This window comes from Pigmentiphaga kullae, assembly GCF_004216695.1.
In the GTDB taxonomy this organism is placed as follows: Bacteria; Pseudomonadota; Gammaproteobacteria; order Burkholderiales; family Burkholderiaceae_B; genus Pigmentiphaga; species Pigmentiphaga kullae.
This window is the reverse complement of sequence record NZ_SGXC01000001.1, coordinates 1572379-1588772: the sequence shown is the minus strand read 5'-3', so window position 1 is coordinate 1588772 and position 16394 is coordinate 1572379. Positions and strand designations below refer to the sequence as shown.

Here is a 16394-nt window from a genome sequence, read left to right as displayed (position 1 = left end):
CTCGGCGGACGAACCATGACCCACGCGAATAGGAACGACCTCGGCCAGGCTGGCCGTGGAAGCTAGAAAAAACAAGGATAAGGCGGCACAGCAGAGCGTCTTCATCGCGGCTTTCATATGGCGGTCTCTCCTGGGGTTGTCACGACTGCGTCAGGGCCGATTGTAGGTTCTTGCCTCCGATGAAACGACCAAGTTATTCTTGCTTGGCCAGCAATTTTTCTTATCGGACGTATTTCCTGATGCAAGAACGCAACCACATGCGGCACCTGCGGGCGCTGATCGCCGTAGTGGAAGAAGGCGGCATCGCGCACGCGGCCGAGCGCCTGCTGCGCACGCCTTCGGCGGTGGCCAGTTCCATCCGCCAGCTCGAAGCCAGCTTCGAGGCCCCGCTGTTCGAGCGCCAGTCTTCGGGTATGGCGCCCACGCCCTTCGGCGATGCGGCCTACCGCCGCGCGCTGCGCATCGATGCCGAGCTGCGCCAGGCCTGTGCCGAGCTGACCCCCTACCGGGTCTCGCCCGGCGCGCCGCTGTTCGCCATGCTGGTGGGAGAACGCCAATTGACGGCGCTGGTCCGTCTGCGCGAAATGGGGCACATGCCCAGCGTGGCGGCGGTGATGGGCCTGACGCAGCCCGCGGTCAGCGCCCTGCTCAGGCAGGCAGAAGCCTCGCTCGAGCTGCGCCTGTTCCGCCGCACCGCCAAGGGCATGGCCGTGACCGAAGCGGGCGAGCTGCTGCTGTTCCGCGTCAGGCGGGTGCTGGCCGAACTGCGGCACCTGGAGGCGGACATCGCACAGCAACGCGGCGAAATGAGCGGCCGCGTCATGTTCGCGGCATTACCGTCCATGCGAACCCGGGTGTTGCCCCAAGCCATCGCGGCATTGGTCGGCAAGCATCCCAATGTCCAGATCTCCATGGTGGACGCACCGTTCGAGATCCTGTTCGCGGGCGTGCACTCCGGCGAGATCGATTTCATCCTGACCGGCCTCAATGCCAACTACTCGCATCGGGATTTCCTGATACGCGTGATCGGCCGCGACCACCTGGTCGTGGTCACGCGCGCAGGGCATCCACTATGCGCCCAGGATCGCGTCGAAATTGCCGATCTCGTGCGCTATCCCTGGGTGCTGCGGGATCGCGGGGCGCCGACGCGCGAGTTGCTGAACGACTTGTTCCACCAGTTGGGGATCGCTGCCCCGCACGTGGCGGTGCAGGCGGGAGACCTCGGCTTGCTGCGCGGCCTCCTGCAGCATAGCGATGTGGTGTCGGCGGTATCGCCCGAGTACCTGAGCTACGAGATTGCCTCGGGCGCCGTCAAGGTGCTGGAAGTCGAACTTCCCCACACCGGACGCGAGATCGGCTTCATCCTGCGGCGCGATGCGCAACCTTCGCTGTTGTGCGAGAAGCTGATGCAGCACATCGAAGCGGCGACCGCGGGCACCCTGGCGCCCGAGGCCCCCTCCCAGCCTGGGGCCATGCCGGCCGTCACCCCAGGTTGACGCCGCTGCGCTTGACGACTTCCCCCCAATAGCGGTATTCGCTGCGCACGTACTCGTTGGCTTCCTGCGGACTCCGGCTGCTGCGCGGCAAGGCGCCTATGGTGCGCAGGCGGTCCTTGAAATCCTGGGTCTGCGCAATCCGGCTCAGGGCCGCGAAATTGCGGTCGACCAGATTCTTCGGCACGCCGGCGGGGTACATCAGCATCAGCCAGGTCACCGCGGTGAACTTGGGAATGCCCTGCTCCATCAGCGTAGGCGCGGCCAGCACGCCATCCAGGCGCTGCGCGCTGCCTGCGCCCAGCACGCGCAACTTGCCGGACTCGACCAACGGCTTGGTGGCCGCCGCGGTCTCCAGCGCGATCGACACCGTTCCGGCCATGACGTCGGTCAGTCCGCGCGAGCTGCCCTGATACGGTACGTGAACGATGTCCACGCCGGCATGACGCTTGAACTCCTCCATCGCCAGGTGCGACACGGTGCCGTTGCCCGACGACGCATTGGTCAGCTTGCCCGGGTTCGCCTTCGCGTAGGCGATGAGCTCGGCGACATTCCTGGCGGGCACGGCGGGATTCGCCACCAGGACGAACGGCAGGTCGCCGACCAGGCCGATGGCCTCGAAGTCCTTGGTCGAATCGTAGGCGACGCTCTTGTACATGTGCGGATTGGTCGCCACCGCGGACATATGGGCCAGCATCATGACGCTGCCGTCGTTGGGAGCCTTGGCGAGATAGCCCAGGCCCAGGCTCCCCCCCTGGCCCGGCTTGTTCTCCACGATGTAGTTGTCGCCGGTCGCGGCCGCGAGTTTCTCGGCCAGCATGCGCGCCACGATATCGGTGGCCTGGCCTGGCGGGAATCCCACCAGTATCCTAACCGTCTTGCCGGTCGACGGTGCCTGCGCGTAGGCGTTGCCCAGCAACGCCGCTGCCGCGCCGGCCAGCAGAAACCTGCGGCGTCCTGCTTGCGTAGTCTCCATGGATGTTTCCTCGTTCTTGTTTCGACTATGAGATGACCGCTGCCCCGGCCAGCGTTGCCGCCACGCCCAGGGCGAAGGCCACGATCAGCCACCAGCCCGGCACGCGTGTCGTTGCATCGGCACCGGCCGGCACCGGCGGCACCGCGTCGGCCGGGCTCGCCGGCCCGCCGCCGGTGGCCCGGGCGGCCGGCGCGCCCGCCTCCTCCGGCGTGAACTGCTTGCGAAAGGCCTTGAAGAAATCGTCGGAAATCTTTCTGGCCACGCTGTCGATCAGGCGGCCGCCGACCTGCGCCAGCTTCCCGCCCACTTGCGCCTGCGCCGCGTAGGCCAGTTCCGTGCCCCCGTCCGCCTCCTTCAGATCGACCGACGCCGACCCCTTGCCGAACCCCATCGCTCCGCCCTGCCCTTCGAACACCATGACGCAGGAAGCGGGCGGCACGGCTTCGGTCAGGCGCAGCGAGCCGTTGAAGCGCGGCCGGAGCGGCCCGATGGCGGCGGTGATCACGATGCGAAACTCATCGGGGCCCGCCTGTTCGACCGACTCGCATCCCGGAAGACAGCGTTTGAGCGTGGCGGGGTCGTTCAAGGCCTTCCAGACGTCGGCGCGGGGCGCGGCAATGACTTGGGTACCGGTGATTTCCATGAACCCCTCGACCTCAGCCGTGCTGGCGCTTCATGGCCGCAGCCGTATTGACCATGGAATGGAGCGTCCGCGCGTAATCGATGGCGCCAAGCTCGTCCATGCGGGGGGCGACATGCAGATACTCCTTGAGCCCCAGGATGGCCGGACGGGGACGGCTCGTCAGCAGTTCGCAGAAGCGGGCGAGTTCGGCATCGAGCTTGTCCGCGGCCACGACGGTACTGACCAGGCCGTAGGCCATGGCGCGCTGGGCGTCGATGAAGTCGGCGGAATAGGCCATCCACAGGATGGCGTTGCGATTGACGCGGTCGTACAGCGCCGACATGACCATGGTCGGCATCACGTTGTGCGCGATCTCGGGAATATTGAATGTCGCGGTATCGCTGGCGAACGACACGTCGCAAAGCGCGGCGATGGCGGTGCCGAATCCCATGGCCCGGCCCTCGATGGCGGCGATGACCGGCACTTGCGCGTTCCGTATGGCCTTGTAGCTATTGAAGATCGCGTCGTACTCCGGACGCCGCGCATAGGCCTCGGGAGACGGCGCGGGCGAACCGGGGTCGCGGGCGCGTCCGGTGCAGAAATCCGGCCCGACGCTGCGCAGCACGACGGCATCCGAGGTGTGGTGCGCGTTCAGGATGGCATCGGCGAATGCCACGGCCATCGCGTCCGTCACGCCATTGTCCTGCGGACGATTGAAGGTAATGCGAAGAATACGGCCGTCCTGCTCTATCGAGAGTTGCTCGCTCATGTACTGCCTCCTGAGGTGAAAGGAAAATGTCGCCGACCGCCGAACGGGCTCATTGGCGGTTGCGGACGCGATCGAAATGGCGCAACAGGGCGCCCTGGAATGCGGCGGGTTGATCGATGTTGGGCAGATGGCCGGCGTCGGGAATCACCTCGAGTTCGGCCCCCCGTATCAGCGACTGCAAATGCCGCATCGCGTCGGGCAAGGGTCCGTCGTTGGCCCCTACCAGCAGCGTGGTCGGTACCGTGATGCCGCCGACGTCGGCCAGATAGTCCAGGCCCTGGATCGCCTGCGCGCAGCCGATGAACCCCGCGTCCGAAGTGGCGGCCGCCTGCTGCCGGAAACGCCGGGCGACGTCGGGATGCGCGTCCGCGAAGGGCCGGCCGAACCAGCGCTCGACCGTGGCATCCGCGAGCGCGGCAGTACCCTGCTCGCGCGCAATGGCGATACGCTCGGCCCAGACCGGCTGCAGTTCCGGCGGCGTATCGGCACGGGCATCGCACAGGCAGAGGCTCGACAGCCGGCGGGCATGCCGGATGCCCAGGCCGAATCCGCTCATGCCGCCCAGCGATAGCCCCACGTAATGGACACGCTCGATGCCCAGCGCGTCGAGCACCGCGATCGTATCGGCAGCCAGCGCGTCCATGGTGCAAGGTCCGGCAGGCGGCTGCGATTGCCCGTGTCCGCGCGTATCGGCCCGGATGACGCGGTATCCTCGCGCCGCCAGCAAGGCCGCCTCGTCGTCCCACATCATGCTGGACGACAGGATGGAGTGGGTCATGAATATCGGCGCTCCCGCCGGGTCGCCCTGGACCAGAACCGCGATCTCGCCCGCCGGACCGGCCACCCGCAGCGTTTCCTGTCGCGACTTCGCAGCGTTGTCCGTCGTTGCCATCACACCTTCTCCATCTCGGAAACATCGGGCCGCTCGGACAATACCCGCGGCTCGCCCGAGGCACGCCGCAACGCGTTCCAGATCGCCTGCGGCGTCATGGGCAGGGCGTCGATGCTGGCCCCCACCTGTGCCAACGCGTCGTTGATCGCACCGGCAATCGCCGCCGGGCTGCCCAGATACCCCGCCTCCCCTGATCCCTTCTGGCCGAACTCCGTCAGCGGCGACGGCGTGCAATGGTCGACGATGGTGACGGCGGGAACTTCCAGCGCGCTCGGCAGCAGGTAATCCATGAAGGTGCCGGCAAGCAGCTGTCCCTCGTCGGAAAAGGCGAACTTCTCCATCATCGCCGCGCCCAACCCGTGCGCGATCCCGCCATAGGTCATCCCATGGACGACGTCGGGGCTGATCATCACGCCGCAATCGTGGCCGCACACGTAGCGATGGAACGTCGTCTTGCCGGTATCGGGGTCGATGCTGACCAACACGACGTGCGACTCGAACGAATGGCAGGGATACATCTGCACCCGGCCGTCCTCGGTCGGCATCTTTCCGCCGGTGGGCACTTCCCAGACGAACTTTTCCTGCAACCCAGGCTCGGTGCCTTCGGGCAGTTTGTGGAACATGCGATGCGCGATCTCCACCAGGCTGTCCCACGAAATGCGCCGCGCGGAATCGGACTTCGATACGACGTCGCCGCCGTCGTACGCCAGTTGCTCCTCCGCCAGCCCGAGGTTGTGCGCGGCGATGCGCAGCAATTTGGCGCGCAATTTCTTGGCGGCGCCAGCCGCCGCCCCGCCCAGCATGATGGCCATGCGGCTGCCGACGGGGCTGTTCGAGGGCAAGGCGTTGAGCGAATCGGCGTGCAGGACGCGGATGCCGTCCGGCTCGCGCTGCAGGATCTCGCCCACCACGGTCGATACCAGCGTCTCGTGCGCCTGGCCCGAGGTCGAGGTTCCCATCAACGCCGTCACGGAACCGGAGAGGTCGATGCGCACGAGGCACGAATCCATCCAGGTGGTCGTCGTGTTCTTGGGATTGAACAGCGGCTCGAAGGCGGAGTTGCCCCCCGAGGGCTCGAGGCAGGTCGAGATGCCGATGCCGGCCAGCAATCCGCGCTGGCGCAATTCGTCGCGCTGGCGCTGGATCTGTTCGAGCGAGGCGGCATCCAGTGCCTTGCCGAGGACCGCCGCGTAGTCGCCCGAATCGTAGGTGGTGCCGCTGGGGATCAGATAGGGAAATTCGTCCTTGCCGATAAGGTTGCGGCGGCGCAGCTCGATGCGGTCCAGCCCCAGGAAGCGCGCCACCTTGTCCATGCCGGTTTCGATGGCGTAGTTGGTCGGGGATTGCCCGAACCCGCGCACCGCCTCCTGCGGGGTCTTGTTGGTCATTACCGACACGGCATCGTATTCCACGCTGGCGATCCGGTACGGGCCGACGATCGCGCCCACCGGCTTGCCCAGTTGCAGCGGCGCCCGGCCCGAATAGGCGCCGATGTCGTCCACCGCGCGCATCCGCATGGATTTGACGATGCCGTCGCCGTCGAACGCCAGCGTCACGTCGAAGACGCGGTCCGGCCCCTGCATGTCGCCGCCCCGCATGTTCTCCAGCCGGTCCTCGATGAACCGGACGGGGCGGCCCAGCTTTCGCGCCAGGTAGCCCACCAGCACCGAATGCTTGATGCCGCGCTTGACCCCGTAGCTGCCGCCGACGTCCACGTCGTAGTGCACGCGCACCGCGTTGCCCGGCAGCCGCAGCGCACGGGCCAGCAGATCGGGATACTTCGGCATCTGGATGGATGCCCAGACGTCGAGGATGCCGGTCGCATCGTTCCACCAGGCGCTGACCGCGAATGTCTCGATGGGCACGGTCGCGCTGCGCGCCCAATGCACGCGATACGACAGCCTGTGGGGCGCCCGGGCGAAATGCTCGTCCACCTCGCCCCAATTGAAGACGCGGCGGAAGATCACGTTGGACCCATGCAGCGGATGCACCTGCGGCGCGGCGGGTTCCATCGCGGCCAGCGGATCGACGACGTGGTCGATGGGTTCGTACTCGACGGCCACCGCCTCGGCCGCGTCTTCGGCCAGCGCACGAGTGTCGGCCACGACCGCGGCCACCCACTCGCCGGCGTAGCGAGCCACGCCGTGGGCAAGCGGGAACCGCTTCACCTGCGGGGCATCGACGCCGGGCAGCATGGGGTCGGTCTGCGCGCAGAGTTCCTCTCCGGTCAGGACGGCATGCACGCCGGGCATGGCCAGCGCCGCGGAGGCGTCGATGGACCGTATCCTGGCGTGCGCATGCGGACTTGCGACGATGGCCACGTGCAGCACGTCGGGCAGCTGTATATCGGCGGCATAGCGCCCCTGCCCCGTCACGAAACGGCGGTGCTCCACGGCGCGGCGGTGCTTGCCGATATAGCGGAATTTCCCGGGCTCAGTCATGCGACGACTCCTGCGCCGTCCCATGCTGGACGGCATCCACGATCTGTTGATAGCCGGTGCACCGGCACAGGTTGCCACTGATGGCCTCGCGGATCTGCGCCTCGTCGGGACGAGGGTGGCGCGCCACGAGCGCGTGGCAGGCGATCAGCATGCCCGGCGTGCAATAGCCGCACTGCAAGGCATGCTTCTCGCAGAACGCGTCCTGGATGGCGGACAGCCGGCCTCGTTCCGGCGCCAATCCCTCCACGGTCGTTACCGACAGGCCGTCGGCCTGGACCGCGAACATGCAGCAGGACCTGACGGGCTCGCCGTCGAGCAGGACCGAACACGCGCCGCAGACACCGTGTTCACAGCCGATGTGCGTGCCGGTCAGCTTCAGCGTGTCGCGCAGGAAATCCACCAGGGTGGTGCGCGGCTCGACCTGGGCCTGCCGCACGACGCCGTTCACATTGATGGAGATATTCATGAGTCGGGGAAATTCCATGGCTAGACGGTCCGTACCGAAGACTTGGCCGATTGCGCGGCCTGGCGAAGAACGCGTACCGCCAGCACTGCCGCCAGGTGGCGCCGGTATTCGGCGGTCGCATGCAGATCGCTGCCGGGTTCGCACGCCGCCGCCGCGTCCTCGGCCACGCCACGCAGCAGATCGTCGTCCAGCCTCTGCCCTTCCAGGCGCTGCGCCAACTCGGGAAACCTGCGGGGTACGCCGTCGACGCCACCAAGGCCGAAAGCGGCGCGCCGGCAGACCCCCGAGGCGTCGACACGAACCTGCGCGGCGGCCGACGCCATGGCGAAGTCCCCGTGCCGTATCGCTATCTCGTCGAATGCACAGCCGGTACCGCGCGCGTCCCACACGGGCCACTCAATGGCGGTCAGGCACTCTGTGTCGCGGGTGTCGGTGAACATGGGTCCCAGGAAGAAATCTCCGGCGGCGACACTGCGCTCGCCCTCGTCCCGGCTGGTCAAACGCAATCTCGCGTCGAGCACGAGGGCGGCCAGCGGCAGCTCGGCTGACGGGTCGGCATGCACCAGGCTCCCGCCCACGGTGCCGCGGTTACGCGTCTGGCCATGTCCCACCCAGCGCAGCGCGGCGGCGACCAGGGGGATCCGCGCATGCAGCGAGGTCTCGTCTTCCAGGGTTCGCTGGCGCACCACGGCGCCGGTCACCACGGCCTTATCCGAGACGTCCAGCGACCGCAGCGCGGACACCCGGTGGATGTCCACCAGCAGCGCGGGGCGCGCCAGGCGCATGGCCATCATCGGCACCAGGCTCTGGCCGCCGGCCAGCAGCTTGGCCTCGTAGCCGTGCTGGTGCAGAAGTTCGAGGGCATGGTCCAGGCCCTCGGCACGCACATAATCGAAAGGAGCGGCTTTCACGATAGTATGTATGGTCAGTCGAGCGAGAGAAAACCTGAGGGGCCGGCGGGGTTGGCGCAGGCCGGCCCAACCGGCTTGCAGGATTCGTTTTGCATGGGCAGCAGTGTGAAGGTGGGCCGCTCCGGCGGCAAAGTAATAATCTTCACGTGGCGTGAGTTATAGTCACGCCGGCCAGCGCAGCAACAGGAGACTTCATGAGAAAGCTGCCCCCGCTCAACGCCGTGCGGGCGTTCGAGGTGGCCGCGCGCCATGTGAGCTTTACCAAGGCCGCGGCGGAACTGAACGTCACGCACGGCGCAGTCAGCCGCCAGGTCGCCCTGCTCGAGGAGTGGCTGGGCGTCGCGCTCTTTCACCGCGCGCCTTCGCAGTTGACGCTCACCGAGGCCGGCCGCGGCTATCTGAACGAGGTCTCGGCGGTGTTCGATCGCCTGGCCACGGCATCGATGTACGTCATGCAGCAGGCGGCGCCCATCGTGCTGCGCGTCAATGCCCCGCCCACGTTCACCATGCGCTGGCTGATCGCGCGCATGTCGGTGTTCCAGCGCAAGCGTCCCGACGTCGAGGTCCGCCTGACCACATCGCTGGCGCCGCCGAATTTCCAGGAGAACACCTACGACATCGCCATCCGCGGGCAGCACGGGCCGTTGGACGACTGCCGGTCCATCCCCTTCATGACGGAGATCATCGCCCCCATCTGCCACGTCGACCTGCAGGAGAGCCTGAGGCTTTCCCATCCGCGCGACCTGGAGGCGCATACCCTCATCAGCTATGCCACGGAGCCGTACGCGTGGAGCGAATGGCTGGAAGCCGCCGGCGTTCCCGGCCTGAAACCCGCCAATACGCTGGGCTTCGAACAGATGTACTTCGCCCTGCAGGCGGCGTCCGAGGGGCTCGGGCTGGCCATGGTCCCGCTGTTCCTGGCCATCGACGAGATCCTCGCCGGCCGCCTGTGCGTGCCTTTCGGTCCCCTGGGCGTGAAGCGGCGCACGTACTACGCCAACAGCGCCGCGACGCTCAAGGCGCAGACGCTGACCGGCGACTTCTGCGATTGGCTGCAGCGGGAAGGCCGCGATACCGAGCAGTCGATCACGGCCTGGGCGGCGAGCCAGGGATGGGCGCTCTGAAAACCGGCGGCGTTGCGGACTACTGCGGCGCGATGCCGGCGTCCTTGACGATCTGCCCGTAGCGTCTGGTTTCCTGGCGCACGAATTCCGCGAATGCCTGGGGCGAACGGCCGTCCGGTTCGAAGCCGCCCTTCTCCAGCATGCTCGCGACCTCGGGCGCCTTGAGCGCCTTGGCGACCTCGGCGGCGAGCCTGTTCACCACCGCGGGCGGAGTGCCTGCCGGCGCGAACCATCCCGCCCAGGTCCCCATGACGACGAAGTCGTCGATACCCGCTTCCTTCATGGTCGGAACCTCGGGAAATTCCTTGGACCGGCTCTCGCCGGTGAACGCGATGGGGCGGATCTTGCCCGACTGGACGTACGGAATCACCGTGGGCGGGGACAGCATCATGACGTCCACCTGTCCCGCGGCGATGGCATTGAGCGAGCTGGCGCTACCCTTGAACGGAATGTGCAGCATGTCGACGTGCGCTTTCTTGGCGAATCCCGCCGCCGCCAGGTGCAGGGCGTTGCCGATGCCCGGAGACCCATACGTGAGCTCCTTCTTGCGCGCGAGCTCGACCAGCCCGGCAACGTCATGGACCGGCAGCCCTTGCCGCACGACCAGCAGATAGCCGGTTCCGACGGCCAGGTTGGTAACGGGCACGAAAGTGCTGGACAGGTCGTAGGGCGTCTTCTTGTGTATGAACGTGTTGATGACGATCGATGGCGAGGTATGCAGAATGGTATAGCCATCGGGCGCGGCCTTGGCCGCATCGGCGGTGCCGATCAAGGCATTGGCGCCCGCCTTGTTGTCGACCACGATGCCCCATTCGGACTGCTTGTCGATCTGGGCGGCAACCACGCGGCCCAGCGTATCGATGGTGCCTCCCGCCTCGAAAGGCACCACCAGGCGGATGGGCCGGGCCGGAAACTCGGCCGCGGCAGCCGGACCGGCCAGGACCGCCAGGGCGCCCACCATCATGAGCATGCGCATCGCGTGCATTGTCGTCTCCATTTCTCGGGTTCTCGGACCTGGACGGAAATATAGACACCCACACGGTGCGGTGCCCTACCCGCCAGTGCGGAAACCTACCCCAGCGTCGGTTTTTTTCATGGGCTCGGCCAAGCCTGGGGATCAGGCGATAAGCGCAACGCCCCGCCGGTACTGGCTGGGAGGAATGCCGAGATTGCGGCGGAAGAAACGCGTGAAATGATGCGGTTCGGAAAACCCCAGATCGTCGGCCAGCACGTTTACCGAGGTCGAGCATTCGGTCAGCGTCTTGAACGCGCTCTCCATGCGCAGCGTATTCATGTACAGGATGGGAGACATGTTCGTGTGCTGGCGGAAGAGCGAGAAGAAATGCTGGCGCGACAGGCTGTGCAGGCCGGCCAGTTCTTCGCAGGTAATGGTCTGGTCCAGGTGGTCGCCGATGTACTGGATTGCCCGTGCGATGCGCGTGTCGGGACGGTGGCGCATCTTCAGCCTGTAGGTGTCGATCCAGTTGCGCCGCACCGCGAAAAGGTGCGTGATCGCAAGCATGAAGTCCGACAGCGCCGCCTCGACCGCCCGGTTGGGCAGGCCGGAGGGGGACGAACCGAGCACTTCGAGCACGAGCCGATCCACCAGCTTGCGGATGGATAGCGGCACGCGCACCTGGGCGGAGGGGAAGAAGTCCGGCATGCCGCTGCCCGAGAGCAGCGGATCGTGCTCCGCCAGCCAGGCCGGCTCCATGCAAAGGATCAGGACAGTGGTGCGTTCCCCCTCCCGCGGCTGCAGCTTGGAATGCGGTTCCCATGCGTTGACCAGAACCAGCGAGTCTTCGGATAGCCGGACGGTTTCGCCTCGTACCGTGTAGAAAGCGTCCGCGCCCGCGACCTTGACCAGCACGTGGCATTGCGGATGGGCATGGGTGACCAGGTCATGGTCGGAATCAAGCATGGACGCACGCCCGAAAGCGCCTTGATAGAGCCTGACGGCCTTGGTCATTCCTGCCTCCGCTGTCCGAGTCGCGTTTCCCGGCGTGTTCTTGTCCGCATGGCAGCGCCGCACCGGCGCTGCGTCCCGTGGTCGGGGTCTTGAGAATATCCAGAAAGAAAGCGCCGATCCAGCCACGCGCGGGACCATGGAAAGACCGTGTCAGTTTTTTTCACGAGACACGCCTCCACGGTGATTTTTCCTGTCGCGACCGGAGGCAAGATCCGACTGGAGGGTATGGATACTCCCGAGGGCACTTCCTATCATCCCGCCACGAGATCAGCCCATGTCCCGGAGGTGGCGCCCAAACCATGCAACACACTCTCACAGACGACACACGCGCCACCGCCGGCCTCCTGCTGGAAGGCCTGACGGAGATCGGCATCGATTACCTGTTCTGCAACATGGGAACCGACCATGCTCCCATCATCGAGGAATTGGCGCGCCTGCGCGAGCGGGGGGAGAAAGCGCCGCAGGTGATCCGCTGCCCGCACGAGAACACGGCTGTGCACATGGCCGCAGGCTACGCCCTGGTGACAGGCAGGGGCCAGGGTGTCCTGGTCCACGTCGACGTCGGCACGGCCAATGCCTCGATGGCCATGCACAACCTGTTCCGCAGCCGCCTGCCCGTTCTCCTGATGGCCGGCAAGGCGCCCTTTACCGCGGCAGGGGAACTGCCTGGTACGCGCGACAACTACGTGCACTACATCCAGGAGCCGTTCGACCAGGGCAGCCTGGTCCGCCCCTTCGTGAAGTGGGAATGGACCTTGCCCTCCGGCATTGTGGTGAAGGAGGCGCTGCGCCGTGCCCAGGCGTTCATGCAGAGCGAACCCCAGGGTCCGGTCTACCTGATGCTGCCGCGCGAAACGCTGGCCGAACCCTGGCCGGTTGATCGCATCAAGTCCTATCCGGAAGCGCAATTCGGCGCCATCGCGCCGGCCGGCGCCGATCCGCGCCAGCTCGACGCCGTGGCCGACCGCCTCCTGGCGGCCGAGCGGCCCATTCTGATCACCTCGTTCGGCGGCCGCAATCGCCGTACCTCGGCGGCCATCGAACGCCTGGCCAGCCTGGCCGGCATACGCGTCTTCGAATCGAACCCGGTCAACAACATATCCCACGAAGGCCCCAATTTCTGCGGTTTCCAGCCGGGCGGCGCGATCCCTGACGCCGACGTCGGCCTCATGGTGGACACGGACGTGCCGTGGTTCTCGCGCGATATCCAGCCGCATGCCCGCGCCTTCTGGGCGCAGATCGACGTCGACACGCTGAAGACGGCTTCGCCGATGTGGAGCTTTCCTGCAAACGCGCGGATCCAGGGCGACAGCGCGCGCATCCTCGAACAATTGGCCCAGGCGCTCGAGGAGAAATCCACGCCGGCATTCGCCAGCGCGGTCGAGGACCGCAACGCGCGCATCGCCGCCGAGAACGAACGGCGCCGGCGCAAGGCACGGGACAAGGCCGCCGATCCGGGCGCGCCCGGCCGGATCAACCCGCACTTCCTGTTCGCCGAACTCGACAGGCGCCTGCGGCCCCAGGACATCGTCTTCAACGAAGCGGTCCGCAATTCCCCCGCCCTGGCGGAGCAGCTCACCCGCCCGCTGCCCGGCACCCTGGTGCGCGTCGGCGGCGGCGGGCTGGGCGCCTCCGGCGCCATGGCCCTGGGCGCGCGGCTTGCCGATCCGGACCTGATGGCGATACAGGTGGTGGGCGATGGCAGTCTCTACTTCAACATCCCGAGCTCGGTCCTGGCCGTCTCGGGTTTCTATGGACTGCCCATCCTGGTCGTCGTCGTCGACAACGCCGGATGGTCGGCGGTCAAGGAATCGACCCTGCGCGTCTATCCGGACGGCAGCGCAAGACGGCAGGACGCCTACGAGGCGGAGCTGCCGGGCAATGCGGACTTCGCCAAGCTCGGGGAAGCATTCGGCGCCTACGGCGAGCTTGTCGACGACCCCGCCCAGGTAGGCGCGGCACTCGACCGGTGCATCCACGCAGTCAGGGCAGGACGCTCCGCCGTCCTGCATGCCAAGGTCGTACGGATCTGACTTCAAGGAGATGCTCATGAACAAGCAAACGCGGCGGGCGACGGCTGCATTCTTCGCGGTGGCGACGCTGTTCGCCTGCGCGCCGGGCGCGCGCGCAGGCGAAACCTACCCATCGAAACCCATCCAGATCGTCGTGCCCTATGCGCCCGGCGGCTCGACCGACTTCGCCGCGCGCAATCTCGCGCTGGGGCTGGAACGCAGGCTGGGACAGACGGTGGTGGTCGTCAACAAGCCTGGCGCCAGCGGCACGATAGGCGTCATGTCCGTCGCGCGAGCGGCGCCGGATGGCTACACGCTGCTGCTGGGACTGAATACCGAGATGGTCATCATCCCGCAGGTACGCAAGGTGCCGTACCGACCCGAAGACTTCGAGCCGATTGCGATCGTCGGCTCGACGCCGCTGGTACTCATCGGCAGGAAAAGCTTCAAGGCTGCCAACTTCCAGGACTTGCGCCAAGAGATCGCCCGCCAGCCGGGCAACTACAACTTCGGCGGCGCGGTCGGCAGCCCGGCCCACCTTGCGGGCGAATGGCTCAAGCGGTCCACGGCGCTCGACATCAAGCACGTGCCCTACAAAGGCGGCGCGCAGGCGGCCAACGACGTGGCGGGCGGGCACCTGGACCTGTACTTCTCGGGGATCCTGCCGTCCAAGGCCCTGATCGATGCCGGCGAGATCAAGGCCTATGCGGTAACCAGCGCGACCCGGTCGCCCACGCTGCCCAACGTCCCGACCTTGAAGGAAGCCGGACTGGACGACTTTGTCCTCGCCAACTGGAGCGGTCTGTTCGCCCCGCGCGGCACGCCAGCGCCGATACTGTCGCTGTTGAGCGGCAAGGTCCGCGAAACCCTGGCGGATCCAGGGTTCCAGGCCGCGATGGCCAAGGAAGGCATCGATATTCCGGACACCGGCTCGCCACAGTCATTTCTCAAGGAAGAACACGGCAAGTTCGGCCGGCTCATCAAGGCATTGAACCTGGCGCTCTAGAAAAAATCCGACTCCCGGGTAGGTAGCAGGACTGGGCGGTAGGGTGTCGGCAAGCCTCTCTCCCTATCATTTTCTGCATCGTTTTCCACCGGCAGATGCAGGCGTGCTGACCCTTCCCCATCTACTGAAGAACACCGTCCAGGCTTACGGCCGGCGCAAGGCGATCATCGATCCGTCGGGCGACCTGAGCTGGAACGACTATCTCGCGCGCGTGGCGCGCACCGCGGGCATGCTCCGGGAGCTTGGCCTGAACCCTGGCGATCGATTCGCCACGCTGTGCCGCAATTCTGTGGACCATGCCCAGTTGCTCCTGGCGGGCTTCTGGTCGGGCATCGTGCCGGCGCCGCTGAATTTCCGCCTGGCTCCGGCGGAGATCGCCGCCATGCTGGAAGATGCCCAGTGCAAGGCCGTCATGCTGGACGACGACTTCATGCCGCTGTTCGAACAACCGCCGCTGGCCTCGTGGCGCTCGCGGGCCATCCGCGTCCGGCTGCAGGACGGACCGGCGGACCTTGCAACCATGGCGGACCTGACCCAGGCCAGTCCACGCGCCTGCGCCCATGACTGCGGGGAAAACGACGAAGCGCTGCTGCTTTATACCGGCGGCACCACCGGACGCGGCAAGGGGGTCAGGCTCACGCATCGCAACATCGTCGCCAACGCGCTGCAGTTGGCCCGAGTGATGTCGCCTTGCGCGGACGACGTCTACCTGCACGTCTCGCCGATGTTCCACTCCACCGACCTGAAAGCCACCGTGGTGACGATGTTCGGCGGCGGCCATACCTATCTGAGCGAGTTCTCGCCCCAGGGTGTGCTGGAAGCCATCGCGCAGCGAGGCGTCACGATCGCCAGCCTGGTACCCACCATGATCATCGGCATTCTCAAGGAGACCGGCATGGACCGCCATGACCTGTCCCGGCTGCGGCTGATCAGCTACGGCACCGCGCCCATGGACGAACAATCGCTGCGCAAGGCCATGGGCCGCTTTGCCCACGTCGGCTTCCACCAATGCTATGGCCTGACGGAGACATCCCCCTATCTGGCGATCCTTGACGAAGCGGCCCATCGGTTCGCGCTGCGCGAACGCCCCGAACTCCTGAAGTCCGCCGGGCGGCTGCTGCCCGCCACCGCCATCCGGTTTCTCGACGACGGCGGCAACGAGGCCGCGCCCGGCCAACCGGGAGAAATCGCCGTGTCCGGGCCGCAGGTGGCGGCCGGCTATCACAATCGGCCGCAGGAAAACGCCGCGACGTTCCGGGACGGCTGGCTCTACACGGGCGACATCGGCCGCCTGGACGAGGACGGCTACCTGCACATTCTCGACCGCAAGAAAGACATGGTGATCACAGGCGGCGAGAACGTCTATACGCGGGAAGTGGAATCCGTGCTCGTCCTGCATCCGGACGTGGCCGATGCCGCCGTCGTCGGCATCCCGGACGCCAGGTACGGCGAGGCGCTGCTGGCGGTCGTCGTACCCGCGGCGTCGCGCCCGGCGCCGGCGGAGATCATCGAGTTCTGCAGGCGCCACCTTGGCGGATACAAGATCCCGCGGCGATTCATGTTCGTCGACATGCTGCCCCGATCGTCGCTCGGCAAGGTCCGCAAGGACGAGCTGCGCCGCGCCTATCTCGAGACGAGGGAAACCTGCTGACACGCCGGCCGACCGCGGTACCGGCACCCGTACCACCCGCAGAAATCGATAACGAGGAGACT

14 protein-coding genes are annotated in these 16394 nt (G+C 66.6%); 5 read left to right on the top strand and 9 right to left on the bottom strand.

Translation table 11 applies throughout. From position 1 onward, the window contains the following. Positions 1-239: 239 nt before the first annotated feature. Positions 240-1496 carry a LysR family transcriptional regulator gene (locus EV675_RS07790; protein WP_165404493.1) on the top strand — a complete coding sequence of 419 codons (1257 nt, stop codon included), beginning with the start codon at positions 240-242 and terminating at the stop codon, positions 1494-1496. Here the strand turns inward: EV675_RS07790 and EV675_RS07785 are convergent. From EV675_RS07785 to EV675_RS07755, 7 genes are read right to left on the bottom strand one after another with little or no spacing between them, the layout of a single operon-like run. Then, the gene (locus EV675_RS07785) at positions 1483-2469 is read right to left on the bottom strand and encodes a Bug family tripartite tricarboxylate transporter substrate binding protein (protein WP_130356731.1); all 987 of its coding nucleotides are present in this window, start codon (positions 2467-2469) and stop codon (positions 1483-1485) included. The genes EV675_RS07790 and EV675_RS07785 overlap by 14 nt on opposite strands. Positions 2470-2494: 25 nt before the next feature. Beyond that, positions 2495-3112 carry an SRPBCC family protein gene (locus EV675_RS07780; RefSeq protein ID WP_130356730.1) on the bottom strand — a complete coding sequence of 206 codons (618 nt, stop codon included), beginning with the start codon at positions 3110-3112 and terminating at the stop codon, positions 2495-2497. A 13-nt stretch (positions 3113-3125) separates the two neighbouring features. Beyond that, complete coding sequence (locus tag EV675_RS07775; protein ID WP_130356729.1) at positions 3126-3860, bottom strand: enoyl-CoA hydratase/isomerase family protein; 735 nt, start codon at positions 3858-3860, stop codon at positions 3126-3128. A 49-nt stretch (positions 3861-3909) separates the two neighbouring features. Further along, on the bottom strand, positions 3910-4752 hold the full coding sequence (locus EV675_RS07770; protein WP_130356728.1) for an alpha/beta fold hydrolase: 843 nt from the start codon (positions 4750-4752) through the stop codon (positions 3910-3912). Beyond that, positions 4752-7193, bottom strand: a complete 2442-nt coding sequence (locus EV675_RS07765) for a xanthine dehydrogenase family protein molybdopterin-binding subunit (protein WP_130356727.1) — start codon at positions 7191-7193, stop codon at positions 4752-4754. The genes EV675_RS07770 and EV675_RS07765 overlap by 1 nt, the downstream gene beginning before the upstream one ends. Then, positions 7186-7659 carry a (2Fe-2S)-binding protein gene (locus EV675_RS07760; RefSeq protein ID WP_130356726.1) on the bottom strand — a complete coding sequence of 158 codons (474 nt, stop codon included), beginning with the start codon at positions 7657-7659 and terminating at the stop codon, positions 7186-7188. Before EV675_RS07760 ends, EV675_RS07765 begins: the two co-directional genes overlap by 8 nt. A 20-nt stretch (positions 7660-7679) precedes the next feature. Further along, on the bottom strand, positions 7680-8570 hold the full coding sequence (locus tag EV675_RS07755; RefSeq protein WP_130356725.1) for an FAD binding domain-containing protein: 891 nt from the start codon (positions 8568-8570) through the stop codon (positions 7680-7682). Positions 8571-8764: 194 nt separating this feature from the next. Here EV675_RS07755 and EV675_RS07750 point away from each other — a divergent pair, with 194 nt between their 5' ends. After that, positions 8765-9694, top strand: a complete 930-nt coding sequence (locus EV675_RS07750; RefSeq protein WP_130356724.1) for a LysR substrate-binding domain-containing protein — start codon at positions 8765-8767, stop codon at positions 9692-9694. A gap of 19 nt (positions 9695-9713) precedes the next feature. Here EV675_RS07750 and EV675_RS07745 read toward each other — a convergent pair whose 3' ends face one another. Then, positions 9714-10679, bottom strand: coding sequence for a Bug family tripartite tricarboxylate transporter substrate binding protein (locus EV675_RS07745; protein ID WP_165404492.1), 966 nt, complete (start codon positions 10677-10679; stop codon positions 9714-9716). 132 nt (positions 10680-10811) lie between these two features. Further along, a complete protein-coding gene (locus EV675_RS07740; RefSeq protein WP_165404491.1) occupies positions 10812-11615 on the bottom strand; it encodes a helix-turn-helix domain-containing protein in 804 nt (267 codons plus the stop codon). A 347-nt stretch (positions 11616-11962) separates the two neighbouring features. Here EV675_RS07740 and EV675_RS07735 point away from each other — a divergent pair, with 347 nt between their 5' ends. The 3 genes from EV675_RS07735 to EV675_RS07725 all read left to right on the top strand — a co-directional run bounded on the left by EV675_RS07735 (position 11963) and on the right by EV675_RS07725 (position 16332). Next, the gene (locus EV675_RS07735; protein ID WP_130356721.1) at positions 11963-13696 is read left to right on the top strand and encodes a thiamine pyrophosphate-requiring protein; all 1734 of its coding nucleotides are present in this window, start codon (positions 11963-11965) and stop codon (positions 13694-13696) included. Positions 13697-13712: 16 nt separating this feature from the next. Next, on the top strand, positions 13713-14681 hold the full coding sequence (locus EV675_RS07730; protein WP_165404490.1) for a Bug family tripartite tricarboxylate transporter substrate binding protein: 969 nt from the start codon (positions 13713-13715) through the stop codon (positions 14679-14681). A 103-nt stretch (positions 14682-14784) separates the two neighbouring features. Further along, on the top strand, positions 14785-16332 hold the full coding sequence (locus EV675_RS07725) for a class I adenylate-forming enzyme family protein (RefSeq protein ID WP_130356719.1): 1548 nt from the start codon (positions 14785-14787) through the stop codon (positions 16330-16332). Positions 16333-16394 lie beyond the last annotated feature (62 nt).

Bases quoted from the DNA above. Each gene is read 5' to 3' on its own strand.
- EV675_RS07790 (WP_165404493.1), top strand. From the start codon at position 240: ATGCAAGAACGCAACCACATGCGGCACCTGCGGGCGCTGATCGCCGTA.
- EV675_RS07785 (WP_130356731.1), bottom strand. From the start codon at position 2,469: ATGGAGACTACGCAAGCAGGACGCCGCAGGTTTCTGCTGGCCGGCGCG.
- EV675_RS07780 (WP_130356730.1), bottom strand. From the start codon at position 3,112: ATGGAAATCACCGGTACCCAAGTCATTGCCGCGCCCCGCGCCGACGTC.
- EV675_RS07775 (WP_130356729.1), bottom strand. From the start codon at position 3,860: ATGAGCGAGCAACTCTCGATAGAGCAGGACGGCCGTATTCTTCGCATT.
- EV675_RS07770 (WP_130356728.1), bottom strand. From the start codon at position 4,752: ATGGCAACGACGGACAACGCTGCGAAGTCGCGACAGGAAACGCTGCGG.
- EV675_RS07765 (WP_130356727.1), bottom strand. From the start codon at position 7,193: ATGACTGAGCCCGGGAAATTCCGCTATATCGGCAAGCACCGCCGCGCC.
- EV675_RS07760 (WP_130356726.1), bottom strand. From the start codon at position 7,659: ATGAATATCTCCATCAATGTGAACGGCGTCGTGCGGCAGGCCCAGGTC.
- EV675_RS07750 (WP_130356724.1), top strand. From the start codon at position 8,765: ATGAGAAAGCTGCCCCCGCTCAACGCCGTGCGGGCGTTCGAGGTGGCC.
- EV675_RS07745 (WP_165404492.1), bottom strand. From the start codon at position 10,679: ATGCACGCGATGCGCATGCTCATGATGGTGGGCGCCCTGGCGGTCCTG.
- EV675_RS07740 (WP_165404491.1), bottom strand. From the start codon at position 11,615: ATGCTTGATTCCGACCATGACCTGGTCACCCATGCCCATCCGCAATGC.
- EV675_RS07735 (WP_130356721.1), top strand. From the start codon at position 11,963: ATGCAACACACTCTCACAGACGACACACGCGCCACCGCCGGCCTCCTG.
- EV675_RS07730 (WP_165404490.1), top strand. From the start codon at position 13,713: ATGAACAAGCAAACGCGGCGGGCGACGGCTGCATTCTTCGCGGTGGCG.